The organism is Bradyrhizobium sp. AUGA SZCCT0105 (genome assembly GCF_018129565.1).
GTDB lineage: Bacteria > Pseudomonadota > Alphaproteobacteria > Rhizobiales > Xanthobacteraceae > Bradyrhizobium.
In genome coordinates this window covers 1-26759 of the sequence record NZ_JAFCMK010000022.1, presented here as the reverse complement: position 1 = coordinate 26759, position 26759 = coordinate 1, and the positions used below count along the sequence as shown (strand labels likewise).

Here is a 26759-nt window from a genome sequence, read left to right as displayed (position 1 = left end):
TGCGGTGCCAGAAGTGCCGCAAGGCCGGCAAGCGGCCGGCCGCCGAGCTGCTGCAGTTGTGGCAGCGCAGCCCGGTTGGAGGCGAGACGTGACCGGGCTGACACTCCGAGCGACAAAGAGCCGACTCGAGAGAAATGGAACATCCTCTACGGCGACGTCTGCGCGGGCTCGATTGGGCTGCGCGCCGGCGTCCCGAACCATGCCGATCAATGGGAATGGAGGTGCGGCTTCCATCCTGGTTGCGACAGGACGACCGGCGGCCCGGCCGGGACCTTTGAGCAGGCGCGCGCGGCATTCGAGGCCGAGTGGCAGCTGTTGCTGCCGACCCTGACCGAGGCAGACTTCCAGGCGTGGCAAGACCAACGCGACTGGACCAAGGGAAAGCAGGTGATGTGGGCTCGCGGCGAGAAACTACCTTCTCAACAGCCATCGTCGCTGATGCGCTGTCCCTGCGGCGCGATGTTTGATAGCCACCGGCCGGCCGAGAGCCACGTGCACCGCCAGCACATCTATGCCGCCCAAAAGAAAGATAGAATCCGCCGATGAAACTAAAGGAAGAGCGGCCGTGGGCCGACCCCGAGAAAGCTGCCCGCAGGATCATGGAGCACGCTCAGGCATTCGTGCCGATCCAGGACGGCAGGATCTACATCGAGAAGATCAACTATCCCTTCATCGACAAGGACGGCGCCTCGCCGGCCGAGTACGGCGCAGGTCTCAAATATTGTCTCGACCATGATTGGCTGGCCCGCCACGAGAGCGGCACCTACGTGAAGATCCTGCAGGCTGGAAGCGAGCTCTTCGCCCCATGAAAAAGGGGCCGCCTAACGCCAGCGGCCCCTCCCGGAAAAATGAAACCTGATCTTGATGAAATGGCCCGGTATCAGGAGGTTAGCGCGCTTTGCGTCCAATGCAGATTCCGTAAGAATACGGGATGCCGTTTTCGTGCTTGACGAAATCGAATCACCTTCTAACTGGGTTCCCTGTACTCCACCCGCGAGAATTGCAGGGAATTCTCTCTCGATGAAGGACATGCGCGCCCATTTGGAAAAGCTTCGGGTCGAGGCCTGAAAAGTGTGAATTGATCAGCAAGCTGGCGACCAACGCGACCAAGAAGGGCACTGTTCGCCAAGCTGGCCGCCCATCACCGGAATCTGGCTGATGAAGTCGAGCGCGCCCTGACCGAATCCAAGTCCGAGCCATAACAAGCCCGAACTGTGCTGGAACTGCCATTGTCCGGTATTATGGCGCAACGGCCACCAGCAGACCGCCATTAGCGTGAGGGCCGCGCGGCTCAAGAAGATTGGCCAGCTCGTTGCCCTGCACATGAATGCATGGCTTGCATCTCCAGGATTGAAGTCGCCGGCTTAGGTCAAGTGCCGCACTACCCAACGTTCGCCGCGCCCGTTGCGGTATTCCTGCTCGGGGCTGTGACGGAGACGGCGTGGCCCTGACGAAGCGCCAGAGAAGCCGCGGCGACCGCAGCCTCAAACGCTGCTTCAATCGTCTCGTAGGCGTTGTCGGCCTTCCCATCATGGCTAACTCGCCATTCCCCGCCGCGACCAATGATCTCGTAGGATGCCAGCGACATCGCGTTCTCCCTAATGGGTATTGGTTCGGTGCCATTTTTCGAGGTCGATCTCGGAATCGTTCCGTTGCTCCTTTTCCGGATTGCCCTCCCATGGCTTGTCCGTCTGTTTGTGTGAGGCCTTGTCCGACCCCTGCCGAGGATCGTCCTTGGGTTTTTCCTTGCTCATGTTCGCTCCTGTCAATGGGAAGCAAAAGCGTTAGCCTCAACGGGGTTCCTCGCGGTGGGAACGTTTCGGCGGTGGGCCGCTTGAATCCCGGTTCTGTGGCGTGGAGTAACTATGCGTAGGTCTAATTGGACACCGTCGATCGTCCCTAGCGATGATCAGCCCGTTTACCTCGTCGCCGACGACTTTGGTCGCATCGGTCGCGTCTGGCGAGAAGCCGACCTCGAGACCGCAGGACCTCGAGCGCGTCATCCATAAAGTGCTCGCCGGCGAATACTCAAATCCCATCCGGGTGGCAGCTTTCAACACGTCGAGCGCTGGTCGGAGGACGTGTGGGAGGACATTTGAATTAGCCCCGGTTCGTTCCCGCCGCCTCCGCGATCCGTTGATCTAGATCAAGGGACCTAATCCGATAAGAACGAACAACGAATTTGTGCGTAGTTTTAGCGCCATGGGCCTAATTCCTCGCCACGCGGGTGCCTGGGAAAAAGTGGCACGTTTTGGGCTGCGGATGGGCGGAACTAGCGTCGGCCTCGGCCCGCTCCTCGGCGTTGCATTAAGCTTTTTGCCGTGGCCTCATCGTGTACCGCCTCTTGGGGCCGCTCCTTGAGGCATGGAACGGCCCTTGGGCGAACATTGGCATGATAGTCCGGGAAAAAGCGGTAATTTTCTTTCCGATCGATTCACGTGCGCTAATTGACCAGACGCGAGCCTGATTTGATGACCCGCGTGACGGGTAAGGATTCGTTTGTCAAACTTTTTTAGACCCAGTCGTCGCTTTATTTCGGCGATCGGCGGTCGGTCAGCATAGGAAGCAGGCCCGGCGCGTTGCCCCTGGGGCGGTTCTTCTAGAAGGGGACCATGACTGACCAACAGATAACGAATGACGGCTTGGATTTACGTCGACACAAGCCGGACGGTCGGAGACAAAGACCATCTCAAGGTGTTTGATACGATCGAAGCTGCCGAAGCCTGACTCAAGGTGAACGGTTCCGAGGGAGTGGCGTTTGAGTACCCGGTTTTGGGACTTGTCCGATCGGCCGCAAGGACCAATTCCCGGCTCGATCGCCGCGGGACCGTGATCGCGCTTTTGATGGCGGCGATCGTCATCTTGGCAGCCGTACTTCTCATTGCCGCATGAGGCATTGTCGAGGAATGGTCTGCCCTGCACCGAGGCAGGGCTTGCCGGAACTGGGACCGGCGATCACGTAAGCGCCGCCTCCCGCTTTATTTGTCAACGCCCCTGAATTTGGAGGAGTGGGACACATACCTGCAGGATATCACCGCACGACCTTCGGCATATCGGTGACTGCGAGTTCGATAGCGCTCCCGCCCCGCCCCAACGAGGAGGAGAGCCATGCTTAAGCGCAATCGTTCCATACAATCCGTCCCCCTCAGTGAACGCCTGGACGACGAAGCGAAACGCCTTCGCAAAGAGGCAAAAGGCACTCAACCGGGCGCCGAGCGGAGCGGCTTCTGCGGAAGGCTCGGCAGGCCGAGGCCGCCCTGCAGATGGACCAATGGCTGGAACGGCCCAGCGATCGGAATGCGCCGACGACGAGGACGCCAAGAAACAGGCCGAGCAGCTCGCGACCGCAAGATCGCCAAGTTCGACCGGAAGCCAAAAAACAGTTTTAAATGAACGATTCGCGATATTCCACGTCTTAATATACGAGGATGATTGCAATGGATGAACGCAGCGACCACGACGAACTCCAACGGCGGTTGGAACAGGCGCGACGGGTAGCAAGAGCTCCGGTCGACCCTCTTACCAAAGAGCGTCTGGCAAACTTTATGCGCGATCTCGAAGAGCAATTGAAGTAGGCCGCCGCAGTTGGCGGATCCGATGAAGCACCCACGACAAATCGTCGGCTACGAGGGCAACTGGCGCGCCAAACTTATGCGCTGCTACGCATAGCAACCTTCTGCGCATCTCAACGTAATTCTCATGCTGGAGGATTGGAGTTTCCAGTTTGAGTGCCAGCGCCGCCAAGTCTTATGCAGCTTGGTCGCGCTGTGCGTTTAGGAGACAGACTTCCAAGAAGGCGAGACCCTCACCCCATCGGGCTCCCCCGCCGCGAGGTCTCGCTGCATCGTGATCAGCGGGAGCGCTCGCTACCATGCCCGGTTCAGAGCGTTTGGGTCCTCATTGACGAAATCACCTGCTGGCAATTGTGGGCGCGGTGGAACGAGGACATCGGAGCCCTGTTAGTTCACCAAACGTCTCGCGGGTGCCACAGGCGGTCGGGGCGTGGGGAGGTGCAGGAGCGCAGTGCAAGCCCTCGTTAAGCGTGATGTCCTGATTGTTGGGGCCGGCCTGGCCGGCTCGGCTGCAGCCACCGTACTGGCGCGGCGCGGCCTGACGGTCACCGTGATCGATCCTTACGCCGAATTCCCGCCGCTGTTCCGCGCCGAAAAAATCGAGCCAGACCAGGCCGCGCTGCTGCAGTCGCTGGGCTTGCTCGATAAGGTCAAGCAAAAGACCCGCATCATCAGCGAGATCATCCATGGCCGTGCCGGCCGCATGTTGCGGCGGCGGCCGATTGAGCAGTTCGGCATTTCCTACTGCGACATCGTCAACCAGGTACGGGCGCAGATTCCGGAGCAAGTCGAATTCCGGCTTGGACGGGTAGAAAAAATTACGCCCGATGAGAGTCGTCCCTGGGTCGAACTGGCTGACGGCAGCGTCTGCGTTGGCCGGCTGTTGATCCTTGCCAGCGGCATGAGCGGCCGGCTGCCGGACCAGTTAGGCATCGAAAAACGCATGGTCAAAGAAGAGCTGTCGATGGCCTTCGCCTTTATGCTGGAGCGCACCGACGGCCAGGCCTTCCCTTTCGATGCAGTCACCTACTACACCGGCACCCTGGCCGACAAAGTCGGTTACGTCACCCTATTCCGCATGGGTAATGCGATGCGTGCCAATATTTTTGCTTACTGGCCCGCCAAGGACGCCACCACCAAGGAATTGCTGCGCGAGCCCGCTACCGCCCTGCCGCGCTTGCTCCCCGGCCTGAATCAGCTAATTGGAAGCTATGCTGCGCAAGGCAAGATTGAACCGTTCAAGATCGATCTGTATCGCATGCAGCAGTGCGCGCGTGCCGGCATGGTATTGATCGGCGATGCTTATCAAAGTGTCTGCCCTTCTACCGGCATGGGCCTGAGCAAGGTGCTCACCGATGTGGACGTGCTATGCAATGAGTTCGTGCCGCGCTGGATGGCTGCCGGCAGCATTGCCACCTCTGATGTGGCGGCGTTTTATGCGCATCAGCGCAAAAACGCGGTAGATGATCGCGCGCTGCATCTGGCGCTGGCGGGACGCGACAGCGTGCTTGCGACATCCCTGCCCTGGCGTGTGCAGCGCCTGGTGCGCGCATGGCGCTTTGCGCACGGGGGATGAGCTGCGGCGCCCCCTGTGTAGTAATGGTTCGGTGGCCAACAACCCCGTCAGCGTAGGTGCATCATCGCGAATTGCGGGGGCGTGGATTCATGTACATATCCATTCTAATCGCATGCGTGGTGACACCACTCACCATCGAGCCGCGAGAGCAGCGATTGCCCCCGCGTGAACGCTTCGAGGATGGCGGGGTGCTGGGTTCGCACGAGCATCCAGCGCACCCACGGTTCAAACACGGCGCGCCGCGTGGCAAGCGGAGCAAGCAACGACGGATGCAGCACGCCGCACAGACTTGTGGCTCCCCGGGACCATGCGTCATGAGCGAGGCTGTCGAAAACAGGAGCAGTCCACTCGGGATCAGCAACTAACTGCAGGACCTCGCTCCGTCCTCCACCCTTGTTCGCGTAGTACATGTACCATCCGACCACAGCGCCCTTGGCATGCAGGCTGCTCAGCACGAGTTGCCCGTGCCTCTCCATCGACCTGGCGCGCTCGACCAGCCACTCGATCGAACCATCGGTCGCATCCGGACGCAGCAGATCCTTCCCCCGGAAACCTGCAATCAGTGATGCAAGTCCGGCACCGGACATGGGTGTGACCTGCAGAGCCGGCACACCGAACCTGTATGGACTTCGCGGGACGTGGCGAAGCATGGCATCCATGGCGTCAGCAGGCAGCAGACACACCGGGCGCAGAACCTTTGGCATCCGGTCCGTGACAAGCGAAGCAAGGCGACGCACCGGTCGCAGTGGCAATATCCAACGAACGCTCTGCGCCATGCTGACCGTCATCCCCAGGCGTTCATGCAACGGCCGGCTGCGCTCGCCGACTTCGTCCACGAACGCGAAATCCCGCGGCAACTCCAGATAAGCCCGAAACAGTGCGCCGCCCACTCCGCGCCCGCGGTGCGCGGGATGAACGACGAAGTTGGAATGCAGCGTTCCGGTGTAGGTTTGCCCGAGAAGCGTGAATCGACGTCCCGCAACGCCGATGAAGCCGACGACACTTCCTTCGTGCTCGTATACCAGCGGATCGTAACCTGGCAGGCGGGCCTGATTGTTCAGGAAAACCGTCTCGAGCTGGCGATACCGCTGCCGCAGCTGCGGCGTCATCGGTCGCGACGGAAAGAACACCCTGTTGTGCAGCTCGGCCACCTGGTCGATGTCCGAACCGGTGAGTGATCTCACGCCGCTCATTGAATTCCTCGATGGACCGATGTCGCCGTCATGAGATCCGCAAACTGTTTCCGGACTTCCAATGGTCGTTGCATCCCCTGCGAAACTCGGGGTCGAATTCCGAAGCTGATTCTATAGAACCTGGACGATGCCGAAGAGAACCATTTCCTTCAGCTTTGCGGGCGCCCAGGCGCGCAGGAATTGCGAGGTGCCCGACCGACCGAAGGGTAACCGAGGGACGCACTGAGGCTCAACCCAACCATGGTACAACCAAAGACGCGGGAAGAGCAGCAGCCGAAGGCCGAGAAACTCGAAACCGCCCGGAGGCTGCGGGGAAAAATCATCGGCGAAATCGCGGATGCGGTCATATGTGGTGCGGTCTGTTGTGACCGCGGCAAGCCGCCCCGCCCTTTCGAGCTGATACTCCAATTCTCGGCGTGTGGCTTTCTCCGTTGACATCTTCATCTACGAAGAGGCGGCGCGTGGCAGCGCAATAAGTACACTCCCCTTGAGCAATGTTGGCCTTCGATGCGATACACAATCCCTAGGCCCTCCCGATCATCGATGCAGGCAGATGATAAGGGAGTCGTGCCCCCGAAGCGCCACTCGACCTGCAAGGCGCTGACCAAGGAGCTGGCTCGCGCCCCGGCTGTCACTACGATGCTCGCCACGCGATCGGCTGAAAACCGCGCGGCCAGCGAGGCGCTGATCCGTGAGGTGACGGCCTCACCTGCCGGGGCTGGAACGAGAAGACATGGATCGATTACTGACGGCGATCGACGAACTCGACCGGCGTACCCTTGGATACCCTTTCGGCGACGCGCTCGGCGTCCCAGTTCGTGAGCCGGACACAGCCGTGCGATTCAGACTTGGAAACCTTTCCGGGGAACGGCGTGCCGTGGATTCCATAACCGTCTCCGGAAAGATTGATCCACATCGAGCCGACCGGATTGTTCGGGCCCGGCTTGATGATGAAAGGCTTTCGAGAATGCACGCCTTTGAAGTGATAGGCGGGATTATAGTGGTAGGTCGGATTGGCGTCGATCTCCGTGACCTTCAGCGTGCCGGTGGGAGACGGCTTCTCCTCGCTGCCGACGGTCGCCGGATAGAATCCGATCAGCGCGTTCGACTGGTCGAATAGCCTGACAACCTGTCGTTTCTTGTCGACTTCCACCTTAGCCGCCGTCTTAGAACGCTGGTCGGCACCGACGTCGATCACGACGATGGCTTCGCCGGCGCGATCGAAGTGTCGCCCCGGATTCAGAGCCGACAGCAGATTCTCGCTCATGTGAAATTTCTCGGCGAGCCCCTCACGTGCGCTGGTGTACGACAATTTCGGGATGTCCTTCATGTCCTCCATCTTCGCCGGAAGCTTTTTGAGGAACGGCCCTGCGACATCCCTGTCCGCAATTGTGTAATTCATGGTCACCGGACGACTGTCCGCGGCCAGCTTTCCCCAAACGTCCGCATTTACGACGTCTGAAATAGGCAGCCGCTCGGCCTCTTCGTAAGCGCGCAGCGCCTTTTTAGCGTTTTCGCCGAACCTGCCGTCGATCTCGCCCGGGGAGAAATGTGCTCGATCCAACAACACCTGCAGCCGGACTCCGGCCGGCGTCGGCTTGTCGTTTGACAGCGACTTTGTCGACGGCTCAGCAACATTTATCGCATCGGCCTTCATTTCGACGCCAAGAGAGGGGCCAGCGATCACCGAAACGACCAGCGCCGCCCAGTACATCGTTCGATTGAACCGCATTCCTTGCTTCCTTATCTCGCCGAAATCAATGCCGCACGGCCGGCCGCACCCGCGATGAGCCTGCGGTATACGGCTTCGTAATCTCGCGCCATCCGGCTCGCCGAGAACCTCTCTTCGAACCTGACGCGAACCTTTCGCCGGTCGAGGCGCGACAGTTCACGGATGGCCTGGACGGCCTCCTCCTTACTATCGACGATAAAGCCCGTCAGGCCGTCCTCGATCACTTCAGGTACCGAGCCTGATCCATAAGCGATCACCGGCGTTCCGCATGCCATCGCCTCGATCATTACCAAGCCGAAGGGCTCGGGCCAATCGATCGGAAATAGCAGTGCAGCGGCACCTGCGAGAAACGGCTGCTTCCCTACTTCGTCAACCTCACCGATGAGTTGGACTTTTTCACCGTCCACGTGAGGCTCGAGACGTTTCTTGAAGTAGCCGGTTTCGCCCCTCGGAATCTTGGCGGCTATCCGCAAAGGCATGCCCGCGGTGTGCGCGATCCAGATGGCGTCCTCAGGCCCCTTTTCCGCCGTCAGGCGCCCCAGAAAGGCGAGGTATGATCCTGATTCCGGCGAAGGGCAAAATTGACTGACCGGCAGACCGTGCTGGACGGTGGCGATCCAGTTCGCGTGCGGCAGCGGCTGGCGCTGCTGACCGGAGATCGAGACGAAAGGCGCGTCGCTGAATACACTGATGACCTCCGACAATCCAGGCAAGTCCAGCCGTCCGTGCATCGTGGTGAGGTACGGCACACCCAAGCGGCCGAGCAGCGGAAGCGGCAGCCAATCGATGTGAGAATGAATGACGTCGAAATGGGATGCACGTTTGGCGATGGACTCCAGCAGCACGGCGCAGGCAGCGTTCGGATCGACGCCCTTCCGTCCTAGCCGAAGCGCCCGAGGCCAGACCGGCTCTAGCGTTCCCTTTGTTTGAGAATCAGCGCTTGCGAACAGCGTGACGTCGTGCCCAAGCGCCACCAGTTCGTCGACCAGCCAGGCGACGACGCGTTCGGTGCCACCGTAGAGCTTCGGCGGGACACTTTCGGCCAATGGAGCAAGCTGTGCAATCCGCATTTCTGTCCCTTAGCCGAAAAGCGCACTCCGCGCCGAAATGACGGCCGCGGAGGCGGCATACGACGCGGCAAGCAACGTCCAATCTGGGCGGGAGATCCTGTAAGCCATCCGGCAGACCAGCGCCTCAATTCGCCTTAGCATTTCTCGCCTGAAAGCCGCCGTAGATAGGCGAATACCAAGGCCGGTCAACTCCTCGGAGTTACCACAATGCGCTTCCCACTTCCCTTGCAGCGGACGCTCAAGCAGGCAGAGACGATGATCCCCGTCGAGCACGCCCGGATGTGTGGCGCGGTAGACGGACCACGCGGTATCGATCGCCGTCCTCAGCAGCGGTACGTCGGTCATTCTCACGCTCCTGGCCTCGAAATCGTTCGACGCCAACTCGGCTTGATTGCGAAAGTTTCTACTTTTTCCCGAAGCGATCAACGGCGGCTACCCGTGACTGGAGATCAGATGCTGGTCAAGGCCGATGCCCTTTGCCTTGAGCGTGACCGGATGAAGATTGAAGCGAATCTGAGCGCCAAACCTACGTCGGCCCGTCCTCCAGTAGGCCGATTAGGAGCAAATCATCCCCCCGCAGGATATGACAGCGCTACGGCATCAGGCGCCTTGGATACTCGAGGAGGACGAACACGGCTTCCGGGTGATTGAGCCCACGGCTTCTTCATCTGCGGCATAGGAAATGATCACGCCGAAGCGAGTTGTGGAGGATGGGGCAACCTTTAGGAGGAAGCTCATGAGGAAATGTATCATTGCGCTGCTCGTTGCGGCCGTTGCGGCGGCCGGTGCGATGACGGTTGAACGCGCCAGCGCCCAAAACCAGAACAGTGAGGCCGACAAGGGCCTGAAAACACGCAATTCCGGTGAGTCCGGGTACGTAGGAGACCAGAATAATCCTGGAGCGGCCGCAACACCTCCGGGACGTCCGGGCGCAGCAACCAATTCGGCTGGAGTCAGCAACGCTCCGAGCGCGCAGAATTCCGGCACCGGCATAGCCGGCGCGCCAGGAACCAAGAACGGGCCTGCACCAGGCCAAGGCACCGTAGGCTCGAATCCTCAGAACGAGCACGTTCAGCAGCAGGATCCTTCGAACGTGAAAGGGTTGCCCGGTAACAAGAGCGGGCCCCCTGCAAAGCGTTAACGGCTGCGATGTTGCTAATCCAAGCGGGGGCTGCCCCGACGAGACCGGGGCGGCTTTCGTGCCATCAGGTGAACCTCCTCCGAACGAGTGGACGCCTGTAGTAGGTTCATTGAGCCGGAGGTGTCGAATAGAACGTCAACGTCGGTCGTTTACCGAAGAGTTTAAGCGCCAGGCCGTTGAACTGCTGGTGTCGAGTGGTCGCTCGATCACGTCGGTAGCCAAGGAACTCGGTCTGCGCGACCCGGTGCTGCGGCGCTGGGTTGACAAGCTCCGGCAAGAGCCGGCATCGGCGGCGTTGCGCCCCACCACGCAGGCGACGCCGATGTCGGCGGACCGGGCCTCGGAGATCGCCCGGTTACGCCAGGAGAACGAACGGCTGCGCATGGAGCGCGACATTTTAGAAAAAGTCGATCGCGATCTTTGCCGGAACCCGGACATGAGCCTCCGCTTCATCGAAGACCACCGCGACACCTATCCGATACGGCTGATGTGTGCCGTGCTCGAGGTCTCGCCGGCCGGCTATTACGCTTGGCGCGAGCGCCCGGTGAGCGCCCGTGCGGCCTCCAACTCCACGCTCCTGGCCAGATCCGGCAGGTCCATCGCGACAGCGGTCTGCGCTATGGCAGTCCACGGGTCCATGCCGCTCTGCAGACACAGGGACGTGGTGCCAGCCGCGGCCGGATCGAACGGCTGATGCGTCAACGCCGCCCCAGTCATCGGCGAAATTGTTCGGTAACATTTTCGATGAGGCAATGCGGGGGCAATTTTGCAGGCCGAATGACACATAAGCTGAGGTCGTCGAGGCGCCACGCTCTCCCGTCCTCTCCGTTCGCCCCTTACCGGCTCTGTAGTCGCAGTGCACAAGAGATGGCCGAATCGAAACGCGTTCGATAGATCGGATTGGCGGTAACAAGGCAATGGCGGCACGCGGGGCTGGAAAGGCTATCGACAGTCCGGCCGCCAAGGTCCGCGGGCGGCTTTTCTTCGGTTTCATCTCAGGCGGCGCGCGCCCTAGCCCGTTCTCACGCCTGACCACGACGTTCGCTACGTTCCCTCGTCGTTGCGCACGGTCGTCGGATTGCCGGAGCGGAACCGCAGCTGGTGCAACTACCGCCTTCGCAACCTCCCCTACTAAAGGCTTTTGGACCGGTTCGATTGCGGCTGGGATTCCATGATTTCCAGCACGGCGAGTGCCCTTCGTGGTGATCTTCAGCCCCGCTTCCCGGTCGACGAGACCCTGCGAGAAAATGTCGAGGTTTACGTTGCTCTACCGTTCGTTTTCTCTGACGACGTATGGCCGCCGCCGAGGCGGCGTAAGGCCTGAGCGCCAACGCCACGGTCATGCAGGCGAGCACGCCTGCGGAGTTCGTCGTTCCGCGGACTCGATGGGACTACTTGCCGCTGAGGGACAGGCTCATGCGGGTGACGACGTCGTCCCAGGCGTGCTCTTCTTCAGCGGGATAGTTGATCAGCACGCAATGGACCAGCCGCCCCGAAAAGTTGCAGCGGTCATACCAAACCTTGTCGCCGTTGTAGCTGGAAATCGCGAAGAAGCGTGGTGTTACTCGCCTGTACTGGATGCGGGAAGGCGGGTGCTTCTTCGCGAGAAAGGCGGCGGGTGAATCGTTCGCAAGGTTGGGCGCGGCCTGGATCGTGAGCGTGGCGCGGCCGTCTGCGGTTCGGAATTGTTGCCCGTACCCGTCGGGTCGGCCGGCTTCTTCCGTGAAGATCGAGGAAGGGAAATCCACCGAGGTGCCGGTCTTCGGAATGGTGTACTTGGTCCATCTCACCGGTTGCGCCGAGACCGTCGATGTCGCGGCAGCGAGTGCAAAGGCAAGAGCCATCAACTTCATTGCATATCCCTCCGGAACGCGTTCCGCTGAACCCGGTCCTACCCTTCCTTCAACGCCGACTTGACCTCACGTACCGGCCAGCTTTCGCCATCCGCGATCACGCGGACCTTTGCGTCTCCGCCGACCAGCACGTGAGAACTCAGATCATCGTCAGCCGGCATGACGACGATTTCCGTCTCGGGCTTCCAGTTCAGCGTCAGGTCGAGATCGCCAGGGAAGACCTGCCAGCGCGAGCCATCCTCGAGCTCGACGATGTGGCTCTCGGAGTGTGATCTAATCTTCATGGCGTGGCCCCCCCGATGGAGCCTGGGCGTTCGAATTGTTCGGCTTCTACTTGTTCGCTTCATGATGTCCGACCGCGCATCCCGCCGCAGCGCCAAGCTTGCCATGGCCCGCCATGTGGCCGGCGACACCGCCGACGATGGCGCCCTTGATGCATCCTTTGGCTTCCGCCGGTGGCGCCAAGGTGAGTACGGACAGGCAGGTGATGGCCAAGATTGTTTTCATGATCATTCTCCGAGTTGAGACGCTTCGGAGAATCAAGTCGTCTAGAGCATCGCAGTTCCGCTCGCACAACGGATGCTCGCGGAATACATGTTCGCAGGAGCCACGAGCGTCGCCCAGCTCCGCGCGCCTCTGTTCCAAGTCCCGCCAATTCGGCGCAGCTTGCCTGAGCATGCGCTTCACAGCCCTGGCGATGTCTGCCGGCTCGCAGGGCTTTTGTAGGAATAGGCTGCCGGACACCGGAGGCGCCGCCACGAGCGAAGCCGATCGCGTAAATCTCATCCGGGCCCTTTTGGCACCATGGTTCGGCTCCGCGAAACGCGCCGGGCCTGAGCGCTTTCCCTCAGCTCTCCAGCAGGGTATCGATCAGCTTCAGCAATTGCTGGTGCTCCGGGCCGCCGGTGCCGCTACGCAGGCATTGGCCGATCCGCACACGAGACATGCCCCCTGGGCTGATGTTGGGCTGGTACTTCACGACGGGCGTATTCGTCAGCGGGCCTCGCGTCAGCGACCAAACGTCACCAATGCTGCTTTCGTAGAGAACTCGTTCGCCATACCGACTAGTCGAACGGGGTAGATTCCGTTCCAGATTGCCCCAAGGCCGAGCATCGGTCTCGGGTACCGAGGACTTCGTCAGTCAGTCGTCGGCTGCTGCTCATCCGTGACGTGGTTGCGGTCGCGGTCACATTTGGCTCGCCGAACTGCTGGGCCGCCGCGGCATCACCCGCCGCAGCCGCGTCCCCCGATGGGTCGGAACCGGCTGAGCTTGCGCCGCTTTGGAAGCCTGCAGTTCGTTTCGATAGTCCCCTCGCCAGCTCTCGAAGCGCTCTCGGGACCGGTATTGCTGTTCCTGGTGCCTGCGCGAAGCGCTGCGCAACGGGCGATCTGCTCGATCAAGGAACTGCTTACTGCTCGGCATGGCTCATCTTTTCGATGCATTGCCATAATCCAATGCACCGCGCGCGATTTTGTTGCCGCAGCGGCAATCGAAACGCGAAGCATCCTAACGGCGAACTTCATCATCCATGAACCGGCTTGAAATCGCTGTTCTGCCGGCGGCGGCATGCTACGTTTCCAAGCGGCCTGCGCCGCGATCTCATCTGACAGGACTTGGCCAATGCCCATCCCGCCGGGGAAGGAGTCGGTATCGCCTCCCAGCCCAGCCACCGAGGTCACCAGGCAGGAGCTGCCGTATCGGCTGCGGCAGCAGTCCCTGCTGGGCGAATTCGGCCGCTCTGCGATGCAGACCCGCGACATCGGCCAAATCCTGCAGCGCGCGACCGAGCTCTGCGCCGAGGGCCTTGAAATACCATGTGCCAAGGTGCTGGAGTACATGCCTGACGACAAACGGCTGCTGGTGCGGGCCGGCGTCGGCTGGAGGCCGGGCACGATCGGCGAGGTGTCGCTCGGGATCGATATGGAATCCCCCGCCGGCTACGCCTTCCATACCGGCCAATTGGTACTTTCCAATCACTTGCAGGCGGAAACGCGATTCCGGACGCCCAAGCTGCTGTCGGATCACGGGATCAAGCGGGCGATCAACGTCCTGATCGCAAGGGGCGGCGAAGGCCATCTGCCCTTCGGCGTGCTTGAGGCCGACAGTCCGGATCCCGGACAGTTCGATCGCGCGGATGCGGATTTCCTGGCCGGCTTCGCGGGGTTGCTCGGCATCGCCATCGAGCGGCAACATGCCGACGCCGACCTCAAGGAGGCGCTCGATCACCAGGCCATGCTCACGCGCGAAATGAGCCACCGCGTCAAGAACAGCCTGGCTTCGGTTGTGGGTCTCCTCCACGTGCAGGGTCGCAACGCGGAGTCGGAAGATGTCCGGAATGCCCTGGAGGACGCAGCTGCGCGCATCACCACGATCGCCCAGGTTCACGACCATTTATGGCGCAGCACCAGGATCGGCTTTGTCGACATCGCCGACTTCGCGGGAGAGCTTTGCCGGAAGCTGCAGGAAACCGTGGCCCACAGGGTAAGTTGTGCTTTCGATTCTCTGATGATTTCAGCCGACAAGGCCATTCCGCTGGGCCTTCTGATCAACGAGATCGTGACGAACTCCGCCAAGCATGCTTACCCGAACGAATCGGGCGAGATCCGCGTTTCGGGCGCACGGCACGCCACCGGTTTGCGGGTGGAAGTATCAGATCAGGGTATCGGTCTGCCGAAGGATTTCGATATCGACCAACCTCGGGCGAGTCTCGGCTTCAAGGTGATCAAGAGCTTGATCGCCCAGCTTGAGGCACGCATTGCAGTGACGTCCAATTCGCCAAAAGGCGTCATGATCCATCTTGACGTGCCCTTGGACGAGAACACGCCTTGAGCCGCAGCGAACATCGAAGGGGAAGGCCTCCCCTCACAAGGGACAAAGCAGCGTTCCGACCGGGGCAACCCCGACATATCCCCCGGAAAACATCATGTACCGCCGTGGCTGCGCCGCTGATTGCCGACCAACCGGAAGCTCGGACAGCAACATTCAGAACGTTCGCATGGTCTGCAATGAAGAAGGTCGTTGCTGGCGCGAACGCGGCGAGCGGTGCGTCGTCATTCGCGACTCCTATGGCTAGGCCCTCGAGAGCGTTACATCGATCGTCCGGCCTTGAAGACCGCGGGGTATCGACTTCCGCGCTCCCAGGGTCAGCGGTGGCATCGGCACCGATCGCTCCTGAATCGAACGAAGCTATCAGCGGAAGGCCGTCGAGAATCCGCGGCCTTTTCTAACTGCTCGACTTTTGAGAACCGCATCGGGCTGAACGGACCAAGGCGGCTGAAGCCGCTCTTTGCGTGGATCGTCGGACCGGCTTAGCCCTCGATGATATCGACGAGCTCGTGGCGGACGAAGAATGACCGTGCACCAAGACGAAATCGCATCCGGACCTCCGGATAGATTTCCACGATGCGGTCAACACCGGATGATACGCTGGCCGGGACGGCTATGCCGATCGGGACGTTGAAGTCCACGTTGGTGACTTCGGGGATGAAGCCGGAGAAGGTCGAGGAAATGATCTGGGTAGGCTTTTCAGCGGGAGGCGCAGCGGTTGCTGTGGTGGCGGCGTTGCCGGTCGTCTTGCTGACTACAGCTTTTCTCGGCGCACCACTTGCACCGCGATTCAGATATAGGTGGTATTCGAGGAACTTTAGAAGGATGCCCTTGTTGTGTCGGTGGTCCCCGAACGCAGCGGGATCGCCAACCGCCACACGCAGCAGCATCACATGAACAACTTTCTTACGTCCCTGGCCGTATTCGGCCTTCTGGGAGCGGCAGTCATTGCCACGCCGGGCTTTGCTCCTCAGGTGGCGGCGGGCGAGACTTCCGTGTTGACGAAATCCGACCGGCTGGAAATTTCGGCGGTTGCGCGAAATTGCTCGCAGCACGTTTGGCCCCGCTTCGACGCGCAGTGTCTGCGCAGCAATGAAGCGATGGTTCCCAAAGTCTCGACAGTCACCGCCCGTCGCTAGGTGAAGCGGCATTTTCCGAGGGGACGAACTGGAAGACCTTCATGAGGAGCTCGAATGTCCAAAACGTCATTCGGATCGGTCCCGCCTATAGCACAACGTCTCGTTACGCTAATGGGCATTCGAACCAACGATTGAGGTACCAAAAATGAATATGTCGGGCGAAAGCCTCTTGATCATATTGTTCGTAGGTCTGGTCGCCGGCTGGTTGGCGGGTCAAATCGTACGAGGAACCGGTTTTGGGATCATTGGTGATTTGATTATCGGTATCCTAGGGGCCTTTGTCGGCAGTTGGTTGATGCCTCGGCTCGGCATCCATCTTGGCAACGGCATCATTATCGCGATCATGAACGCTACCATCGGCGCGATATTGCTGCTCTTCGTCGTGCGGATGGTCCGCGGTAGCAGTGGATGGGGCAGCAGATGGCGCGGTCGTCGATGGGGATGGTGATGCATCCCGGCGCGGCGGCAGCGGCACCATCCGGCGAGACGCAAGCAATGACGAGAACCGACTTTTGCGCCGGATCGCTGCCAGCATGAAGGATTTTTCGAATGCGTCGTTTGCGCCCGAAACGATCGCCATCATGAAAGCTGCCCTGGATACAGCGGTAGCTTCACTTCCCGATCCGGTCAGTTCTTCGCATGTCCAGGCGATAGCGGAGACGATCCTTCGAACCGCCAAGGACGGCGAGCGCGATCCCGTCATACTGCAGAGAATGGCATTGATCGAGCTTGGTATCTCAGCACGTTGATGCCCGCAGCGCTCCGGCTTCAGCCCGCTCATTTGTTGGCAGGCAGCAGCCGCAAGCCTCGGGCTCATCGAAGCACTCCTCCAGTCGAATTTCGCTGTATATTACAGTGCCGGCGGCGCGGCTACCGCTGGAGCGACGGCAGCGATGGCCGGCCTTGGTCCTGGTACATCGACGTCTGCGAGGCAGCACTCGATGCCGAACTCGCATTTCTCCGGTCAGGATAGTCGGACATCTCGCAACAGTGCCGTTAACCGAACTCTTTGCAGTCACCTTTCGGCAGCAAGAGCTGCCGTTCACAAATGGTACGCTAAGATAGCAAGCTATCCGACTGCTAGTGGCAGCGCCCTTGCCGCGCAGGAGTTAATCTGCAAATGGAGCTGAAACATCAGCCCACTTCTATCTGAACGCCCTTGCCGCCGTTGAGTAGACGTCTCAAATGGAAGCCCGTGAGGGGGTCATCGGCTTGCATTCCGACCAACGACGCGAAAGCCTGCACTGCCGAGATCTCGCCCGCCTCGAGTTTCGCGAAAGCCGCCGCATACTGCTCAGTGGCTGGTGCAGCGAACGCGCCCGGCAGTAGTGGCTCATGGGCGCGGAGGGGTTCACGCCGACCTCGCAGCAGGAGATCGCCGACCGGGCGGCCGCTAAAGCTATCAGCTGCGTTGGCGACCACAGCGCTGACGCAGATGCGCGTTCCCAATAGCTTGTTCGCACTCTCGAGCCGCGCGGCAATATTGATGGTGTCTCCGTAAGCGGTGTAGTCAAAAAAGCGGCTCCCGCCGAAATTTCCGACGAGCGCGGGCCCGGCGTGCGCGCCGATGCGGGTTGCGCCGAAGCTTACGCCCTTACTCTTCCATCGCCCGCGAAACTCCTGCGCCCAGCTGTCGAGGTCGAGGGCGCAGGCTACTGCGCGGGTGGCGTAATCGGGCTGATCACCGGGCGCATTGAATAACACCTGGATTGCGTCGCCGATCACCTTTGCCACAGTGCCCTCATGAGCAAATACGACGTCGGTCATGCCGCCCACATATTCGTTAAGTAGCTCGCTCAAGACTTCCGGCGCGGCGGCTTCCACCAGTGAGGTAAAGCCGGTGATGTCGGTGAAGATCGCGGCGACTTCCCGCCTGTGCACTTCCATGCCGCTTGCTCCGGCACTCGCCGCCAGGCGCTTGGCGATCTCGGGAGAGAAATAGCGGGCGAGCGAAGCATGGGCGCGCTCTGCCTCAAGCTGCCGACGCCGCGCCTCGCGCAACATCTCGACATGCCGGACTGTCTTGGCGATGGTCGCTTCCAGGTCGACAAAATCGATTGGCTTCGTCAGAAAGTCGAACGCTCCGCGATTCATTGCGGTGCGGATGTTGCTCATGTCGCCATATGCCGAAACGATGATGGTCGACTTCTTCACCTCGGCCTCCTGCAAGCTTTGCAGGAGCGACAATCCATCCATCCGTGGCATGTTGATGTCGGTTACCACCAGATCGATTTGCGGGTGCAGTTCGATCAGTTGGAGAGCTTCAATTCCATCACGAGCGAATAGAAAACTGACGGCCTCGTCGCGGATCTGCTTGCGGAATTTTTGCAAGACCAGTGTCTCGAGGTCTGGCTCATCATCAACCACGAGGATGGTCGAGCTCATGCCGCTTGATCGCTATAGAAAACGATCACGTCGCGGATACCCATCTCGCGCATCTCGCCGAAGGTAATCTTTTGCTGTGGGCGGGTGGCCATCAGGTTCCTTTGATCCATCTCAACGGTCCCTCATCTCGTCGCGAGATGATCCACCTATGACGCGCGACGACGAACCGCCACCTCCGCCGAAAACGAAGCCTGCGCCCAAGCTAAAGCGCAAGCGCAAGCGCAAGCGCAAGGTGTGGCAGATGGACGAGGCGCGGGCCAACATCGAAGAGTATATTGCCGACTTGCGGCAACTACTCAAGAAGCTCCAGCAGCGCTGGTGGCATTGAAGACCGCGTGCGGCCGGTCAGCGTTGCCCTCAGAAGCAGACATCGACGATGTCTGGGTGAATGTCGGCCAAGGGCCAACAGGCGACATGTTGATTTACATGTCCCAATTGCGCCGACGTTATCTTCTGGCCTACGTTGAGACTTCCTTCTGCTGGATTGGCTACCGGGTGGGCGATTTTCTAGAGATTGTCGGACTTTCAATCAGCGTTAGCTTGACGGCGACCGCCACAGCAACAGCCGTGAGCCTTCCCCTTGGAGCCGGGCTCGCGGTCTTTCCCTTTCGCTGGCGGCATCTTGTTGTCGTTTTGATCAACGCGTTTTTCGGACTGCCGCCAGTTGTTGTCGGCCTCGCCCTATACCTCGCGCTCTCGCGCTCCGGTGCGCTGGGTTCCCTCGCCCTGCTCTTCACGCCGACCGCTATGGTAATGGCACAGAGCGTCCTTGCAATCCCGGAGAATTTTCGTGCCCGCGTCGAGGAGGTCTCAAAGCTGCTCGATTCCACCAATCCCGATCTTTCAGCGTTCTTCGCCCATGGCGGCAAGCTGATCATGCGAGAGAACCTGGCCGATCTCGCGCAGAGCCCCCTGGCCGGTATCAACTATTTCCAGTCAGTCGTGGCCAAACTCGGTCAGACCACAGTCGATGCCTCTGCGCGTCTCTATCTTTCGCCTGGCTCGACCCACACCGGCAACGGCGCAACCGTGCCGGACGGCACCGCGATCCCAACCATGGTCGATTTGCTCGACCCGCTCGACCACTGGGCCGCCGACGGAATCGCGCCGGCCGACGCGCTGATCCAGACGGTGAAGGAAACCACGCCGCCCTTTGCTCTGAAGGCGTCCCGTCCGATGTGCCGCTACCCCGACTACCCACATTATGTCGGGGCCAATAGGAGCGTGGCAGAGAGTTACGACTGCAGAGAAACCGCACCGTGAGAAGCAGCAGGGCCGACGCGCGAGAAGCCTCCGGAGGCTTCTCGCCGATACATCAAAGGAAACCGATCGATAGCCAGGGCACGGCTGCGACGATCAGTGTGCCGATCAAAAGCGCGATCATGTAGCCCACGATCGGCTTCATGCCCTCGTCCGGGTTGATGCGGCTGATGGCGCAGGCCGCGTAGTAGCCGACGCCGAACGGTGGCGCGAACAGGCCGATGCCCATCGCGAGAACGACCACCATCGCGTAGTGGACATCGTGCACGCCGACCTGCCGCGCGATCGGGAACAGGAGCGGGCCGAACAAGACGATGGCCGGGATCCCTTCCAGAACACTGCCCAGGATCACGAAGGTCACGATCGTCACGGCCAGGAAGACAGGGACGCCGCCGGGAAGGCTGGTCATGAACTTTGCAAGAGAGGCAGAAAATCCAGACTGGGTCAGCGCCCAGGCCATGCCCGTCGCCGCACCGATGATGAGCAAAATCGCCCCCGACAGCGAGGCCGTCTCGACCAGCATCGGATAGATGCGGCGCCAGTCGAACTGCCGATAGATGAACAGACCCGCACAGGCTGAGTACAGGATGCCGATGGTCGAGACCTCCGTTGCCGTCGCAACGCCTTCGACGACGGCGGTCCGGATCACGAATGGCAGCGCGATGGCCGGTATCGCGATCACAAAGGCGCGGCCGATCTGCCGCCCCGTCGCCCGTTTGACGTGAGACAGGTCCTCGCGGCGGTATCGCCACCACACCACGGCCGCGAGCATGACCGCGAGCACCACGCCCGGAAGCAACCCGCCGGTGAACAGCGCCGAGATCGACACACCGGTCACCGAGCCGATCGTGATCAGAACGAGCGACGGAGGAATCGTCTCGGTCTGCGCCCCCGTCGCGGCCAGGAGCGCGACGAGATCGCCAGGCTTGGCGCCACGCTGCCGCATCTCGGGAAACAGCACCGGAGCTACCGCAGCCATGTCCGCCGCCTTGGAGCCGGAGATGCCGGAGACAAGATACATCGCCCCGACAAGAACGTAGTGCAGTCCGCCGCGGACATGACCGAGAAGGCTCGCCAGGAAGCTGACCATGGCACGCGCCATGCCCGTCATCTCGATCAGAAGGCCGAGAAAGACGAAGAGAGGCACGGCAAGCAGAATCAGGTGGCTCATGCCCTCGTCCATTCGTCCGATCATCACGACGTCGGGCGTGCTGGTTGTCAGGGCAAGATAGCCGACCGTGGCGAGGCCAAATGCAAACGCGATCGGCAGGGCCGCAAAGACCATCGCGCCGACCAAGAAAACGAAGAAGATCAGCAGGTTCAGATTGCCGAGCGGCTTCAAGACCGGCGCCAGCAGAACGAACGTCCCGATGATGCCTGCGACGATCGCGAGCGAAGCCAGCAAGCTGCGCAGGCTCGCGATGCGGATGAGCCGGAGGACGGCTGCGATCAGCATCAACCCGATGCCGATCGGCAGCGCCGCCGCACGCCAGGTGTTTACGATCTCGAGCGCCGGCGTCGTGACGAATGCCTCGTCGGCGGCGAATTCATAGGCCGGCCAAACGACGAGCGCGATGAACGCCAGAGATGCCGCGGCCGCGACGACATCCAGGAACGCACGAACTTCCGCACTGAGAACGCCGACGATTGCGGCCATTCGCATGTGCTCGCCGCGCTGGAACGCGATCACGGATCCGAACATGGCGAGCCAGAGAAAGAGAATCCCGGCGAGCTCGTCGGACCAGACGATCGGCGAGCGGAACACGTATCGGCTCACGATGCCCGCGGACAGCACGGCGATCTCCGCCATCACGAGCAATGCCGCCGGGACTGCGACGACGTGGCCCAGTAATGTGTTGGCCCGCACCACCCATCTGCGCGAGGTCGCCTGAGACGCGTCGGGTGTCAACCTGTCGTCGACATGCGGTGTATGAATCACGCTGGTCATGATAGCTGGCCAGCGGCTTTTTCTAGCTGCGACCATGCCTCCTCGCCAAACTTGCCCTTCCAGTCGGCGTAAAAACTGGTCTTGGACAGCGCTTCGCGGAAAGCGGTACGATCGACGTCGATGAACCTGAGCCCTTTGGTCGACAGATCGGCGCGCAGCGACTGGCTGAGCTTTGCGATGTCTGCCCGCTGATCGACCGCGGAGCGATCGAACTCGCGCGTTACGATCTCCTGCACGTCCTTCGGCAAGCGCTCGAAGGCGCGCTTGTTGCCCAGGATCCAATAGCCGTCCCAGACGTGCCCGGTCAGGCTGCACGTGCTCTGCACTTCGTAAAGACGCGCGGTCGCAATGATCGGCAACGGATTCTCCTGGCCGTCGACGACCTTGGTCTGCAACGCGGAATAGACCTCATTGAAGTTGATCGGCGTCGGCCCGGCGCCGAGCGCCTTGAAGAGCGAGGTGAGCAGCGGCGCAGGCGGAACGCGGATCTGGAAGTTCTTCAGATCATCCGGCGTCCGGACCTCGCGGCCCGACGAGGTGACCTGACGAAAGCCGTTGTCCCAGGCCTTCGACACCGCCATGATCGGCGTCTTGGCGATCTGCGCCCGGATGTAGGTGCCGAGGTCGCCGTCCATCGCCTTCCATACGCTGTCATAGTCGGCGAATGCGAAGCCGGTGTTCACGATGCCTGCGCTGGGTACCAGGGTTGCAAGGATCGAGGACGATTGGTTGAAGAACTCGACGCCGCCGCTGCGAACCTGGGTCAGAAGCTCGGTGTCGGAGCCGAGCTGGTTAGCCGGGAATAGCCTGATCTCCAGCCGACCGCTCGTCGCTTCGCGGATACGGTCGATCGCCTCTTGCGCCCGGATATTCACCGGATGCGTTGGATCCTGTCCGGTCGCAAACTTGTAGACGAACTCTGCGGCAGACGCCGGGCGGGTGAGAATCCCGCAGAGAGGAACGGCCGTGGCGGCCATCAACAACGAACGGCGGCTGATGCTTCCGGGCTTCGAGACAGTCATGTTTTCCTCCTAATCCTGCGTTGACGTGCTGGCGACTGCATTAGTCCGCGACGGCGTGCAGCTTTCCGGGTTCTTCGCTCGCCGGCTCTCGACCGCCGGCGTTCGGGCAAAAGCCATCGCTCGCCGCGCGAAACGCGGCGGGCAAAGCTCTTCGCTGAGGTTCGGCTGAGTTGGCGCTTAGCGCCGGTACACTAAAGCCACTGCTTGATCTGCCGTGCGACCTCTGCGGTGGAAATCCCGTAGCGGTCGTGCAGGGTCGGAAGTGCGCCGGCGTCAAGAAACTCGTCCGGCAATGCGATCTGGCGGAATGGCGGATGGACGCCTGAGCGCATCAGAAGTGCGGCAACCGCCTCGCCGAGACCGCCAATAGTTGTGTGGTTTTCGGCAACGACGACCAGGCGGACCGACTTGCCGGCTTCACGCAAGATCGTCTCAGTATCGAGCGGCTTGATGGTTGGAACATGCAGCACCGCAACATCGACGCTGTCGTCCTTCAAGGTTTGCGCGGCCTCGAGCGCACGCATGGTCATGATGCCGGATGAAATGACCAGGGCGTCCTTCCCGTCACGGATCAGCTTGGCCTTGCCGAGCTCGAATTTGTAGTCATATTCGTCCAGCACGACCGGCACCTGGCCGCGCAGCAGGCGCATGTAAACCGGCCCGTGATGCGCCGCGATCCCAGGGACCAACTGCTCGATTTCGTGGGCATCGCAGGGATCGATGACCGTCATGTTCGGCATGGCACGAAACAGCGCGAGGTCCTCCGCGGCTTGATGACTCGGTCCGTAGCCCGAGGTCAGGCCTGGCAGCGCGCAGACAATCTTCACGTTGCGGTCTTCCTCCGCAATGGTCTGGTGAATGAAATCGTAAGCCCGCCGAGACGCGAACACCGCGTAGGTTGTCGCGAATGGCATGAAACCTTCGGCGGCGAGGCCGGAGGCAGCGCCGAACAGAAGCTGCTCGGCCATGCCCATCTGGTAGTAACGGTCCGGAAATTCCTTCGCGAAGATGTGCAGATCGGTGTATTTGCCGAGATCGGCCGTCATGCCGACCACATCAGGACGGCTGCGTGCGAGCTCGACGAGCGCGTATCCAAAGGGCGCAGGCTTCGTCTTCTGTCCCTCGGCCGCGATTGATGCGATCATGGCGGAGGTGGTCAGGCGCGGCTTACCCGGCTGCGGTGCTGATCTGACGGTCTTCATGCCTGCCTCCCGGCTTCGAGCGCCGCAAGCGCGAGCTGCCATTCGTGCTGCTCGACGCGGATGAAATGGCTCTTCTCGCGCTGCTCGAGGAAAGGAACACCCTTCCCCATCAGCGTGTCGGCGACGATCATCCGCGGCTTGGGCTCGGGATGGGACTTGGCCGCGTCGAAGGCGGCAACCACGGCCTCGAGATCGTTGCCGTTGATGCGCTGCACGAACCAGCCGAAGGCCTGAAGCTTGTCGACCAGCGGCTCAAACGCCATGACCTGGGTCGAAGGACCGTCCGCCTGCTGATTGTTGACGTCGACGATGCCGATCAGATTGTCGAGCTTGTAGTGGCCTGCCGACTGGATGGCCTCCCAGACCGAGCCTTCGTCAAGCTCGCCATCGGAAAATAAGGTGTACACCCGCGCCCCGGATTTCTTGCGCTTGAGGCCGAGGCCCATGCCGACGGCGATGCTGAGTCCGAGGCCGAGAGAGCCGCCCGACATTTCCATTCCGGGTGTGTAGGAGGCCATGCCCGACATCGGCAGGCGGCTCTCGTCGCTGCCATAAGTTTCGAGTTCTTCCTCGGGGACAATCCCCGCCTCGATCAAGGCCGCATAGAGCGCGATGGCATAATGCCCGTTGGAGAGCAAAAAGCGGTCGCGCTCCTCCCAAGAGGGATCTTCTGGCCGATAGCGCATCGCATGAAAATAGGCCACGGCGAGAACGTCGGAGATGTCCAGCGCCTGTGCGATATAGCCCTGGCCCTGGACCTCACCCATGCGCAGGGCATTGCGGCGAATGTTGTAGGCGCGATCCGCCAGCTTGGGGGTATTCGTAAGGGTCTTGGTCGCGGTTTCCATCGATCTGACCTTATCTTCTGGCTCAGTGGATGAGCATGCCGCCGTTGACGTCGATCACGGCGCCGGTCACATAGGCGGAGAGGTCCGAGGCCAGGAAGGTGTAGATGCCGGCGACATCTTCCGCCGTTCCGAGACGATTGAGCGGAATGCCTTCCAGGATCTTCGCCCTCATCTCGTCGGTCAGCTTGCCCGCGGTGATATCGGTGCCGATCAGACCGGGCGTGACGCAGTTGACGCGAATGCCGTCCGGGCCAAACTCACGGGCCATCGCCTTGGCGAGACCAAGCACGCCGGCTTTCGCCGCGGAGTAGTGGGGGCCGCCAAAGATCCCACCGCCGCGCTGGGCCGAGACCGACGACATGCATGCGATCGATCCGGACTTCCGTGCGCGCATGTGCGGGATCACGGCTTGGGAGAGGAACAGGACACCCTTTAAATTGACATCCTGGATGCGATCCCAATCGGCCGCCGAAATCTCCAGGAACTTCACTGGCTGCGTGATGCCGGCATTGTTGATCAAAACATCGATGCCGCCAAAGGATTCGATCACGCGGGCCACCGCCTGCTCGCAGGACGCTTTGTCGGCGACGTCGCACCCTAGTCCGATATGGGAATTTCCAAGGGACGCCGCAGCATCCGCCGCAGCGCCTGCGTCGATATCGAGAATGGCGACCCGAGCGCCCTCGGCGGCGAACCGCCGAGCGGTGGCAAGCCCGATCCCGCGCGGCGAGGCCGCGCCCGAAATGATCGCCGTCTTACCGCTGAGCAGCATCAGTTCCTCCCACAAATTATTCTTCCTTGGCGCTTAGGAATGACCCGCGGAGGGCCAACGGACAAACGCGCAGTTGTCACGGATCGATGAATCTGGTTCACTTTTAGGATGCTGTCGAATATCCCCATATCGGCAATTCGCGCCTTTGAAGCGGCTGCCCGCACCGGCTCGTTTCGCGATGCGGCGAATGAGCTTCACCTGACGCCGAGTGCCGTCAGTCATGCCATCCGCAAGCTGGAGGGCACGCTTCGGACCGTTTTGTTCGAGCGTAGCGCACGATCCGTGCGGCTCACGCCGGCCGGTGAGAACCTGATGCGTCACACGGGAGCGGCATTCGATCAGCTCCGCCGTGGCCTCGAGGAAGTTGCCGCGCGCGGACCACAATTGGTGCGCGTCCATTCTGCGCCCAGCTTTGCTGCGCAATGGCTGGCGCCACGGCTTGCACAGTTTCTCGCTGCTTACCCGAAGCTCGAGGTTCGGCTGGCTGCAAGTACGGATTATGCGCGCTTCAGCAACGATGATTTCGATATCGACATCGTCTACGGTCCGCCGCGCGCGGAAGGTGTCGAAATTGTCCCTCTGCCGGAGGAGACGGTCACGCCGCTGTGCTCGCCCTCGCTCGCAAAATCGATCAGGAAGCCTGCCGATCTCCTCGATCAGACGCTCATCCGCTCCGACGTGAAGCGGGTGCAGTGGCATCAATGGTTCACCGCGAATGGGTTGGAAGCACCTGCGCTTCACGGCATGAGATTCGACCGGAGCTTTCTTGCGATTGCGACGGCTGCGGAGGGATTGGGCGTGGCCTTGGAATCAACGCTTCTGGCCGAACGCGAACTGGCGAGCGGGCGCTTGGTAGCTCCACTGGCAGGACGCGCTAACGATATCCGCTACATCGGTCATCGCCTGATCTACCCGCGCGCCAGCCGACAGAGATCGGCGGTACGAGCCTTTGCAGATTGGCTCGTGGCGCAACTCGGCGGCGAAGGTGCTCGTCTGTCGGACTGAGACGTAAGTCTGGTCGACCTTACCGAAAGCACCTGACTCACGCCTCAACGACTGCTTTGCGCCAATAGGGTCATCCCAACCGGTCAGCGCAAGGCGTTGTCCTGCCGATCTGAACGGCCCGACGGACCTCGCCGTGGAAATCGACGACGACACTCGGAGCCGACCAGTTTTCGGTTGAGGCGACTTGGCTTCTTCTATCGCATCCACCCTGGGC

The 26759-nt window shown here is 61.1% G+C and carries 31 protein-coding genes and 1 pseudogene; 15 read left to right on the top strand and 17 right to left on the bottom strand.

Annotated elements, in window-relative coordinates; all coding sequences use genetic code 11:
- Nucleotides 1–75 precede the first annotated feature (75 nt).
- Nucleotides 76–546 carry a hypothetical protein gene (locus JQ573_RS39820; RefSeq protein WP_212408817.1) on the top strand — a complete coding sequence of 157 codons (471 nt, stop codon included), beginning with the start codon at nucleotides 76–78 and terminating at the stop codon, nucleotides 544–546.
- Nucleotides 543–809 carry a hypothetical protein gene (locus JQ573_RS39815; protein ID WP_212320256.1) on the top strand — a complete coding sequence of 89 codons (267 nt, stop codon included), beginning with the start codon at nucleotides 543–545 and terminating at the stop codon, nucleotides 807–809. Before JQ573_RS39820 ends, JQ573_RS39815 begins: the two co-directional genes overlap by 4 nt.
- A gap of 572 nt (nucleotides 810–1381) precedes the next feature.
- On the opposite strand, the gene JQ573_RS39810 is transcribed toward JQ573_RS39815, so the two are convergent.
- Nucleotides 1382–1588, bottom strand: coding sequence for a hypothetical protein (locus JQ573_RS39810; RefSeq protein ID WP_212320258.1), 207 nt, complete (start codon nucleotides 1586–1588; stop codon nucleotides 1382–1384).
- A 10-nt stretch (nucleotides 1589–1598) separates the two neighbouring features.
- Nucleotides 1599–1754, bottom strand: coding sequence for a hypothetical protein (locus JQ573_RS39805; protein WP_212320260.1), 156 nt, complete (start codon nucleotides 1752–1754; stop codon nucleotides 1599–1601).
- A 1683-nt stretch (nucleotides 1755–3437) separates the two neighbouring features.
- Here JQ573_RS39805 and JQ573_RS39800 point away from each other — a divergent pair.
- Together JQ573_RS39800 and JQ573_RS39795 are read left to right on the top strand one after the other, a co-directional pair.
- Nucleotides 3438–3575: a hypothetical protein gene (locus JQ573_RS39800; protein WP_212320262.1), complete on the top strand. Its 138-nt coding sequence runs from the start codon at nucleotides 3438–3440 to the stop codon at nucleotides 3573–3575.
- Between the two features lie 448 nt (nucleotides 3576–4023).
- Entirely contained in the window at nucleotides 4024–5148 is a 1125-nt protein-coding gene (locus JQ573_RS39795; RefSeq protein WP_212320264.1) for an FAD-dependent oxidoreductase, read from the top strand.
- Between the two features lie 104 nt (nucleotides 5149–5252).
- On the opposite strand, the gene JQ573_RS39790 is transcribed toward JQ573_RS39795, so the two are convergent.
- The 4 genes from JQ573_RS39790 to JQ573_RS40525 form a co-directional block, all read right to left on the bottom strand.
- Nucleotides 5253–6341 carry a GNAT family N-acetyltransferase gene (locus JQ573_RS39790; RefSeq protein ID WP_212320266.1) on the bottom strand — a complete coding sequence of 363 codons (1089 nt, stop codon included), beginning with the start codon at nucleotides 6339–6341 and terminating at the stop codon, nucleotides 5253–5255.
- A 742-nt stretch (nucleotides 6342–7083) separates the two neighbouring features.
- Nucleotides 7084–7998 carry a L,D-transpeptidase family protein gene (locus tag JQ573_RS39785; RefSeq protein WP_212320309.1) on the bottom strand — a complete coding sequence of 305 codons (915 nt, stop codon included), beginning with the start codon at nucleotides 7996–7998 and terminating at the stop codon, nucleotides 7084–7086.
- Nucleotides 7999–8084: 86 nt separating this feature from the next.
- Complete coding sequence (locus JQ573_RS39780; protein ID WP_212320268.1) at nucleotides 8085–9143, bottom strand: glycosyltransferase family 4 protein; 1059 nt, start codon at nucleotides 9141–9143, stop codon at nucleotides 8085–8087.
- Between the two features lie 9 nt (nucleotides 9144–9152).
- Nucleotides 9153–9488, bottom strand: a complete 336-nt coding sequence (locus JQ573_RS40525) for a hypothetical protein (RefSeq protein ID WP_249132773.1) — start codon at nucleotides 9486–9488, stop codon at nucleotides 9153–9155.
- Nucleotides 9489–9987: 499 nt separating this feature from the next.
- Here JQ573_RS40525 and JQ573_RS40995 point away from each other — a divergent pair, with 499 nt between their 5' ends.
- Genes JQ573_RS40995 through JQ573_RS40990 form a run of 3 tightly spaced genes read left to right on the top strand, consistent with a single transcriptional unit; the run spans nucleotide 9988 to nucleotide 11178 of the window.
- Nucleotides 9988–10284 (top strand): hypothetical protein, encoded by a 297-nt coding sequence (locus tag JQ573_RS40995; RefSeq protein WP_409334731.1) that lies wholly within the window; start codon nucleotides 9988–9990, stop codon nucleotides 10282–10284.
- A 58-nt stretch (nucleotides 10285–10342) separates the two neighbouring features.
- Nucleotides 10343–10978, top strand: coding sequence for a transposase (locus JQ573_RS39765; protein ID WP_212320272.1), 636 nt, complete (start codon nucleotides 10343–10345; stop codon nucleotides 10976–10978).
- Nucleotides 10870–11178: an IS3 family transposase gene (locus JQ573_RS40990; RefSeq protein WP_409364742.1), complete on the top strand. Its 309-nt coding sequence runs from the start codon at nucleotides 10870–10872 to the stop codon at nucleotides 11176–11178. The genes JQ573_RS39765 and JQ573_RS40990 overlap by 109 nt, the downstream gene beginning before the upstream one ends.
- 497 nt (nucleotides 11179–11675) lie before the next feature.
- Here JQ573_RS40990 and JQ573_RS39760 read toward each other — a convergent pair whose 3' ends face one another.
- The 4 genes from JQ573_RS39760 to JQ573_RS40720 all read right to left on the bottom strand — a co-directional run bounded on the left by JQ573_RS39760 (nucleotide 11676) and on the right by JQ573_RS40720 (nucleotide 13116).
- Nucleotides 11676–12137 carry a hypothetical protein gene (locus tag JQ573_RS39760; RefSeq protein ID WP_212320273.1) on the bottom strand — a complete coding sequence of 154 codons (462 nt, stop codon included), beginning with the start codon at nucleotides 12135–12137 and terminating at the stop codon, nucleotides 11676–11678.
- 38 nt (nucleotides 12138–12175) lie between these two features.
- Nucleotides 12176–12421, bottom strand: coding sequence for a hypothetical protein (locus JQ573_RS39755; RefSeq protein WP_212320275.1), 246 nt, complete (start codon nucleotides 12419–12421; stop codon nucleotides 12176–12178).
- Nucleotides 12422–12467: 46 nt separating this feature from the next.
- Nucleotides 12468–12644, bottom strand: coding sequence for a hypothetical protein (locus tag JQ573_RS39750; protein WP_212320277.1), 177 nt, complete (start codon nucleotides 12642–12644; stop codon nucleotides 12468–12470).
- Between the two features lie 340 nt (nucleotides 12645–12984).
- Nucleotides 12985–13116 carry a hypothetical protein gene (locus tag JQ573_RS40720; RefSeq protein WP_283815145.1) on the bottom strand — a complete coding sequence of 44 codons (132 nt, stop codon included), beginning with the start codon at nucleotides 13114–13116 and terminating at the stop codon, nucleotides 12985–12987.
- A gap of 642 nt (nucleotides 13117–13758) precedes the next feature.
- Here JQ573_RS40720 and JQ573_RS39745 point away from each other — a divergent pair.
- On the top strand, nucleotides 13759–14967 hold the full coding sequence (locus JQ573_RS39745; protein ID WP_212320279.1) for a sensor histidine kinase: 1209 nt from the start codon (nucleotides 13759–13761) through the stop codon (nucleotides 14965–14967).
- 479 nt (nucleotides 14968–15446) lie between these two features.
- Here the strand turns inward: JQ573_RS39745 and JQ573_RS39740 are convergent, their stop codons facing one another.
- Nucleotides 15447–15854, bottom strand: a complete 408-nt coding sequence (locus JQ573_RS39740; RefSeq protein ID WP_212320281.1) for a hypothetical protein — start codon at nucleotides 15852–15854, stop codon at nucleotides 15447–15449.
- A gap of 3 nt (nucleotides 15855–15857) precedes the next feature.
- Between JQ573_RS39740 and JQ573_RS39735 the strand changes: the two genes are divergently transcribed.
- The 4 genes and pseudogenes from JQ573_RS39735 to JQ573_RS40515 all read left to right on the top strand — a co-directional run.
- Nucleotides 15858–16103, top strand: coding sequence for a hypothetical protein (locus tag JQ573_RS39735; protein WP_212320283.1), 246 nt, complete (start codon nucleotides 15858–15860; stop codon nucleotides 16101–16103).
- Nucleotides 16104–16248: 145 nt separating this feature from the next.
- Nucleotides 16249–16551: a GlsB/YeaQ/YmgE family stress response membrane protein gene (locus tag JQ573_RS39730; protein ID WP_212320285.1), complete on the top strand. Its 303-nt coding sequence runs from the start codon at nucleotides 16249–16251 to the stop codon at nucleotides 16549–16551.
- Nucleotides 16552–16636: 85 nt separating this feature from the next.
- On the top strand, nucleotides 16637–16852 hold the full coding sequence (locus tag JQ573_RS39725) for a hypothetical protein (RefSeq protein ID WP_212320287.1): 216 nt from the start codon (nucleotides 16637–16639) through the stop codon (nucleotides 16850–16852).
- Between the two features lie 110 nt (nucleotides 16853–16962).
- Nucleotides 16963–17067 (top strand): annotated as a pseudogene (locus JQ573_RS40515) (3'-5' exonuclease); the annotation flags it as partial.
- Nucleotides 17068–17237: 170 nt separating this feature from the next.
- On the opposite strand, the gene JQ573_RS39720 reads toward JQ573_RS40515, so the two are convergent.
- Nucleotides 17238–18488 carry an adenylate/guanylate cyclase domain-containing protein gene (locus JQ573_RS39720; protein WP_212320288.1) on the bottom strand — a complete coding sequence of 417 codons (1251 nt, stop codon included), beginning with the start codon at nucleotides 18486–18488 and terminating at the stop codon, nucleotides 17238–17240.
- 148 nt (nucleotides 18489–18636) lie between these two features.
- On the opposite strand from JQ573_RS39720, the gene JQ573_RS39715 reads away from it, so the two are divergent.
- Nucleotides 18637–18816 carry a hypothetical protein gene (locus JQ573_RS39715; protein WP_212320290.1) on the top strand — a complete coding sequence of 60 codons (180 nt, stop codon included), beginning with the start codon at nucleotides 18637–18639 and terminating at the stop codon, nucleotides 18814–18816.
- Nucleotides 18807–19751 carry an ABC transporter permease gene (locus JQ573_RS39710; protein WP_312011757.1) on the top strand — a complete coding sequence of 315 codons (945 nt, stop codon included), beginning with the start codon at nucleotides 18807–18809 and terminating at the stop codon, nucleotides 19749–19751. Before JQ573_RS39715 ends, JQ573_RS39710 begins: the two co-directional genes overlap by 10 nt.
- A 52-nt stretch (nucleotides 19752–19803) precedes the next feature.
- Here the strand turns inward: JQ573_RS39710 and JQ573_RS39705 are convergent, their stop codons facing one another.
- The 5 genes from JQ573_RS39705 to JQ573_RS39685 all read right to left on the bottom strand — a co-directional run bounded on the left by JQ573_RS39705 (nucleotide 19804) and on the right by JQ573_RS39685 (nucleotide 25540).
- Complete coding sequence (locus JQ573_RS39705; RefSeq protein ID WP_212320292.1) at nucleotides 19804–21696, bottom strand: TRAP transporter large permease subunit; 1893 nt, start codon at nucleotides 21694–21696, stop codon at nucleotides 19804–19806.
- Nucleotides 21693–22718, bottom strand: coding sequence for a TRAP transporter substrate-binding protein (locus tag JQ573_RS39700; protein WP_212320294.1), 1026 nt, complete (start codon nucleotides 22716–22718; stop codon nucleotides 21693–21695). The genes JQ573_RS39705 and JQ573_RS39700 overlap by 4 nt, the downstream gene beginning before the upstream one ends.
- Nucleotides 22719–22909: 191 nt before the next feature.
- Entirely contained in the window at nucleotides 22910–23920 is a 1011-nt protein-coding gene (locus tag JQ573_RS39695) for a transketolase family protein (RefSeq protein ID WP_212320296.1), read from the bottom strand.
- Nucleotides 23917–24768 carry a transketolase gene (locus tag JQ573_RS39690; RefSeq protein WP_212320298.1) on the bottom strand — a complete coding sequence of 284 codons (852 nt, stop codon included), beginning with the start codon at nucleotides 24766–24768 and terminating at the stop codon, nucleotides 23917–23919. Before JQ573_RS39690 ends, JQ573_RS39695 begins: the two co-directional genes overlap by 4 nt.
- A gap of 22 nt (nucleotides 24769–24790) precedes the next feature.
- The gene (locus tag JQ573_RS39685; protein ID WP_212320300.1) at nucleotides 24791–25540 is read right to left on the bottom strand and encodes an SDR family NAD(P)-dependent oxidoreductase; all 750 of its coding nucleotides are present in this window, start codon (nucleotides 25538–25540) and stop codon (nucleotides 24791–24793) included.
- A gap of 108 nt (nucleotides 25541–25648) precedes the next feature.
- On the opposite strand from JQ573_RS39685, the gene JQ573_RS39680 reads away from it, so the two are divergent.
- On the top strand, nucleotides 25649–26545 hold the full coding sequence (locus JQ573_RS39680; RefSeq protein WP_212320302.1) for a LysR substrate-binding domain-containing protein: 897 nt from the start codon (nucleotides 25649–25651) through the stop codon (nucleotides 26543–26545).
- The last annotated feature ends 214 nt before the right edge of the window (nucleotides 26546–26759 follow it).

Bases quoted from the DNA above. Each gene is read 5' to 3' on its own strand.
- JQ573_RS39815 (WP_212320256.1), top strand. From the start codon at position 543: ATGAAACTAAAGGAAGAGCGGCCGTGGGCCGACCCCGAGAAAGCTGCC.
- JQ573_RS39810 (WP_212320258.1), bottom strand. From the start codon at position 1,588: ATGTCGCTGGCATCCTACGAGATCATTGGTCGCGGCGGGGAATGGCGA.
- JQ573_RS39805 (WP_212320260.1), bottom strand. From the start codon at position 1,754: ATGAGCAAGGAAAAACCCAAGGACGATCCTCGGCAGGGGTCGGACAAG.
- JQ573_RS39800 (WP_212320262.1), top strand. From the start codon at position 3,438: ATGGATGAACGCAGCGACCACGACGAACTCCAACGGCGGTTGGAACAG.
- JQ573_RS39790 (WP_212320266.1), bottom strand. From the start codon at position 6,341: ATGAGCGGCGTGAGATCACTCACCGGTTCGGACATCGACCAGGTGGCC.
- JQ573_RS39785 (WP_212320309.1), bottom strand. From the start codon at position 7,998: ATGAAGGCCGATGCGATAAATGTTGCTGAGCCGTCGACAAAGTCGCTG.
- JQ573_RS39780 (WP_212320268.1), bottom strand. From the start codon at position 9,143: ATGCGGATTGCACAGCTTGCTCCATTGGCCGAAAGTGTCCCGCCGAAG.
- JQ573_RS40525 (WP_249132773.1), bottom strand. From the start codon at position 9,488: ATGACCGACGTACCGCTGCTGAGGACGGCGATCGATACCGCGTGGTCC.
- JQ573_RS39760 (WP_212320273.1), bottom strand. From the start codon at position 12,137: ATGAAGTTGATGGCTCTTGCCTTTGCACTCGCTGCCGCGACATCGACG.
- JQ573_RS39755 (WP_212320275.1), bottom strand. From the start codon at position 12,421: ATGAAGATTAGATCACACTCCGAGAGCCACATCGTCGAGCTCGAGGAT.
- JQ573_RS39750 (WP_212320277.1), bottom strand. From the start codon at position 12,644: ATGAAAACAATCTTGGCCATCACCTGCCTGTCCGTACTCACCTTGGCG.
- JQ573_RS39745 (WP_212320279.1), top strand. From the start codon at position 13,759: ATGCCCATCCCGCCGGGGAAGGAGTCGGTATCGCCTCCCAGCCCAGCC.
- JQ573_RS39740 (WP_212320281.1), bottom strand. From the start codon at position 15,854: ATGCTGCTGCGTGTGGCGGTTGGCGATCCCGCTGCGTTCGGGGACCAC.
- JQ573_RS39735 (WP_212320283.1), top strand. From the start codon at position 15,858: ATGAACAACTTTCTTACGTCCCTGGCCGTATTCGGCCTTCTGGGAGCG.
- JQ573_RS39730 (WP_212320285.1), top strand. From the start codon at position 16,249: ATGAATATGTCGGGCGAAAGCCTCTTGATCATATTGTTCGTAGGTCTG.
- JQ573_RS39725 (WP_212320287.1), top strand. From the start codon at position 16,637: ATGAAGGATTTTTCGAATGCGTCGTTTGCGCCCGAAACGATCGCCATC.
- JQ573_RS39720 (WP_212320288.1), bottom strand. From the start codon at position 18,488: ATGAGCTCGACCATCCTCGTGGTTGATGATGAGCCAGACCTCGAGACA.
- JQ573_RS39715 (WP_212320290.1), top strand. From the start codon at position 18,637: ATGACGCGCGACGACGAACCGCCACCTCCGCCGAAAACGAAGCCTGCG.
- JQ573_RS39705 (WP_212320292.1), bottom strand. From the start codon at position 21,696: ATGACCAGCGTGATTCATACACCGCATGTCGACGACAGGTTGACACCC.
- JQ573_RS39700 (WP_212320294.1), bottom strand. From the start codon at position 22,718: ATGACTGTCTCGAAGCCCGGAAGCATCAGCCGCCGTTCGTTGTTGATG.
- JQ573_RS39695 (WP_212320296.1), bottom strand. From the start codon at position 23,920: ATGAAGACCGTCAGATCAGCACCGCAGCCGGGTAAGCCGCGCCTGACC.
- JQ573_RS39690 (WP_212320298.1), bottom strand. From the start codon at position 24,768: ATGGAAACCGCGACCAAGACCCTTACGAATACCCCCAAGCTGGCGGAT.
- JQ573_RS39685 (WP_212320300.1), bottom strand. From the start codon at position 25,540: ATGCTGCTCAGCGGTAAGACGGCGATCATTTCGGGCGCGGCCTCGCCG.
- JQ573_RS39680 (WP_212320302.1), top strand. From the start codon at position 25,649: ATGCTGTCGAATATCCCCATATCGGCAATTCGCGCCTTTGAAGCGGCT.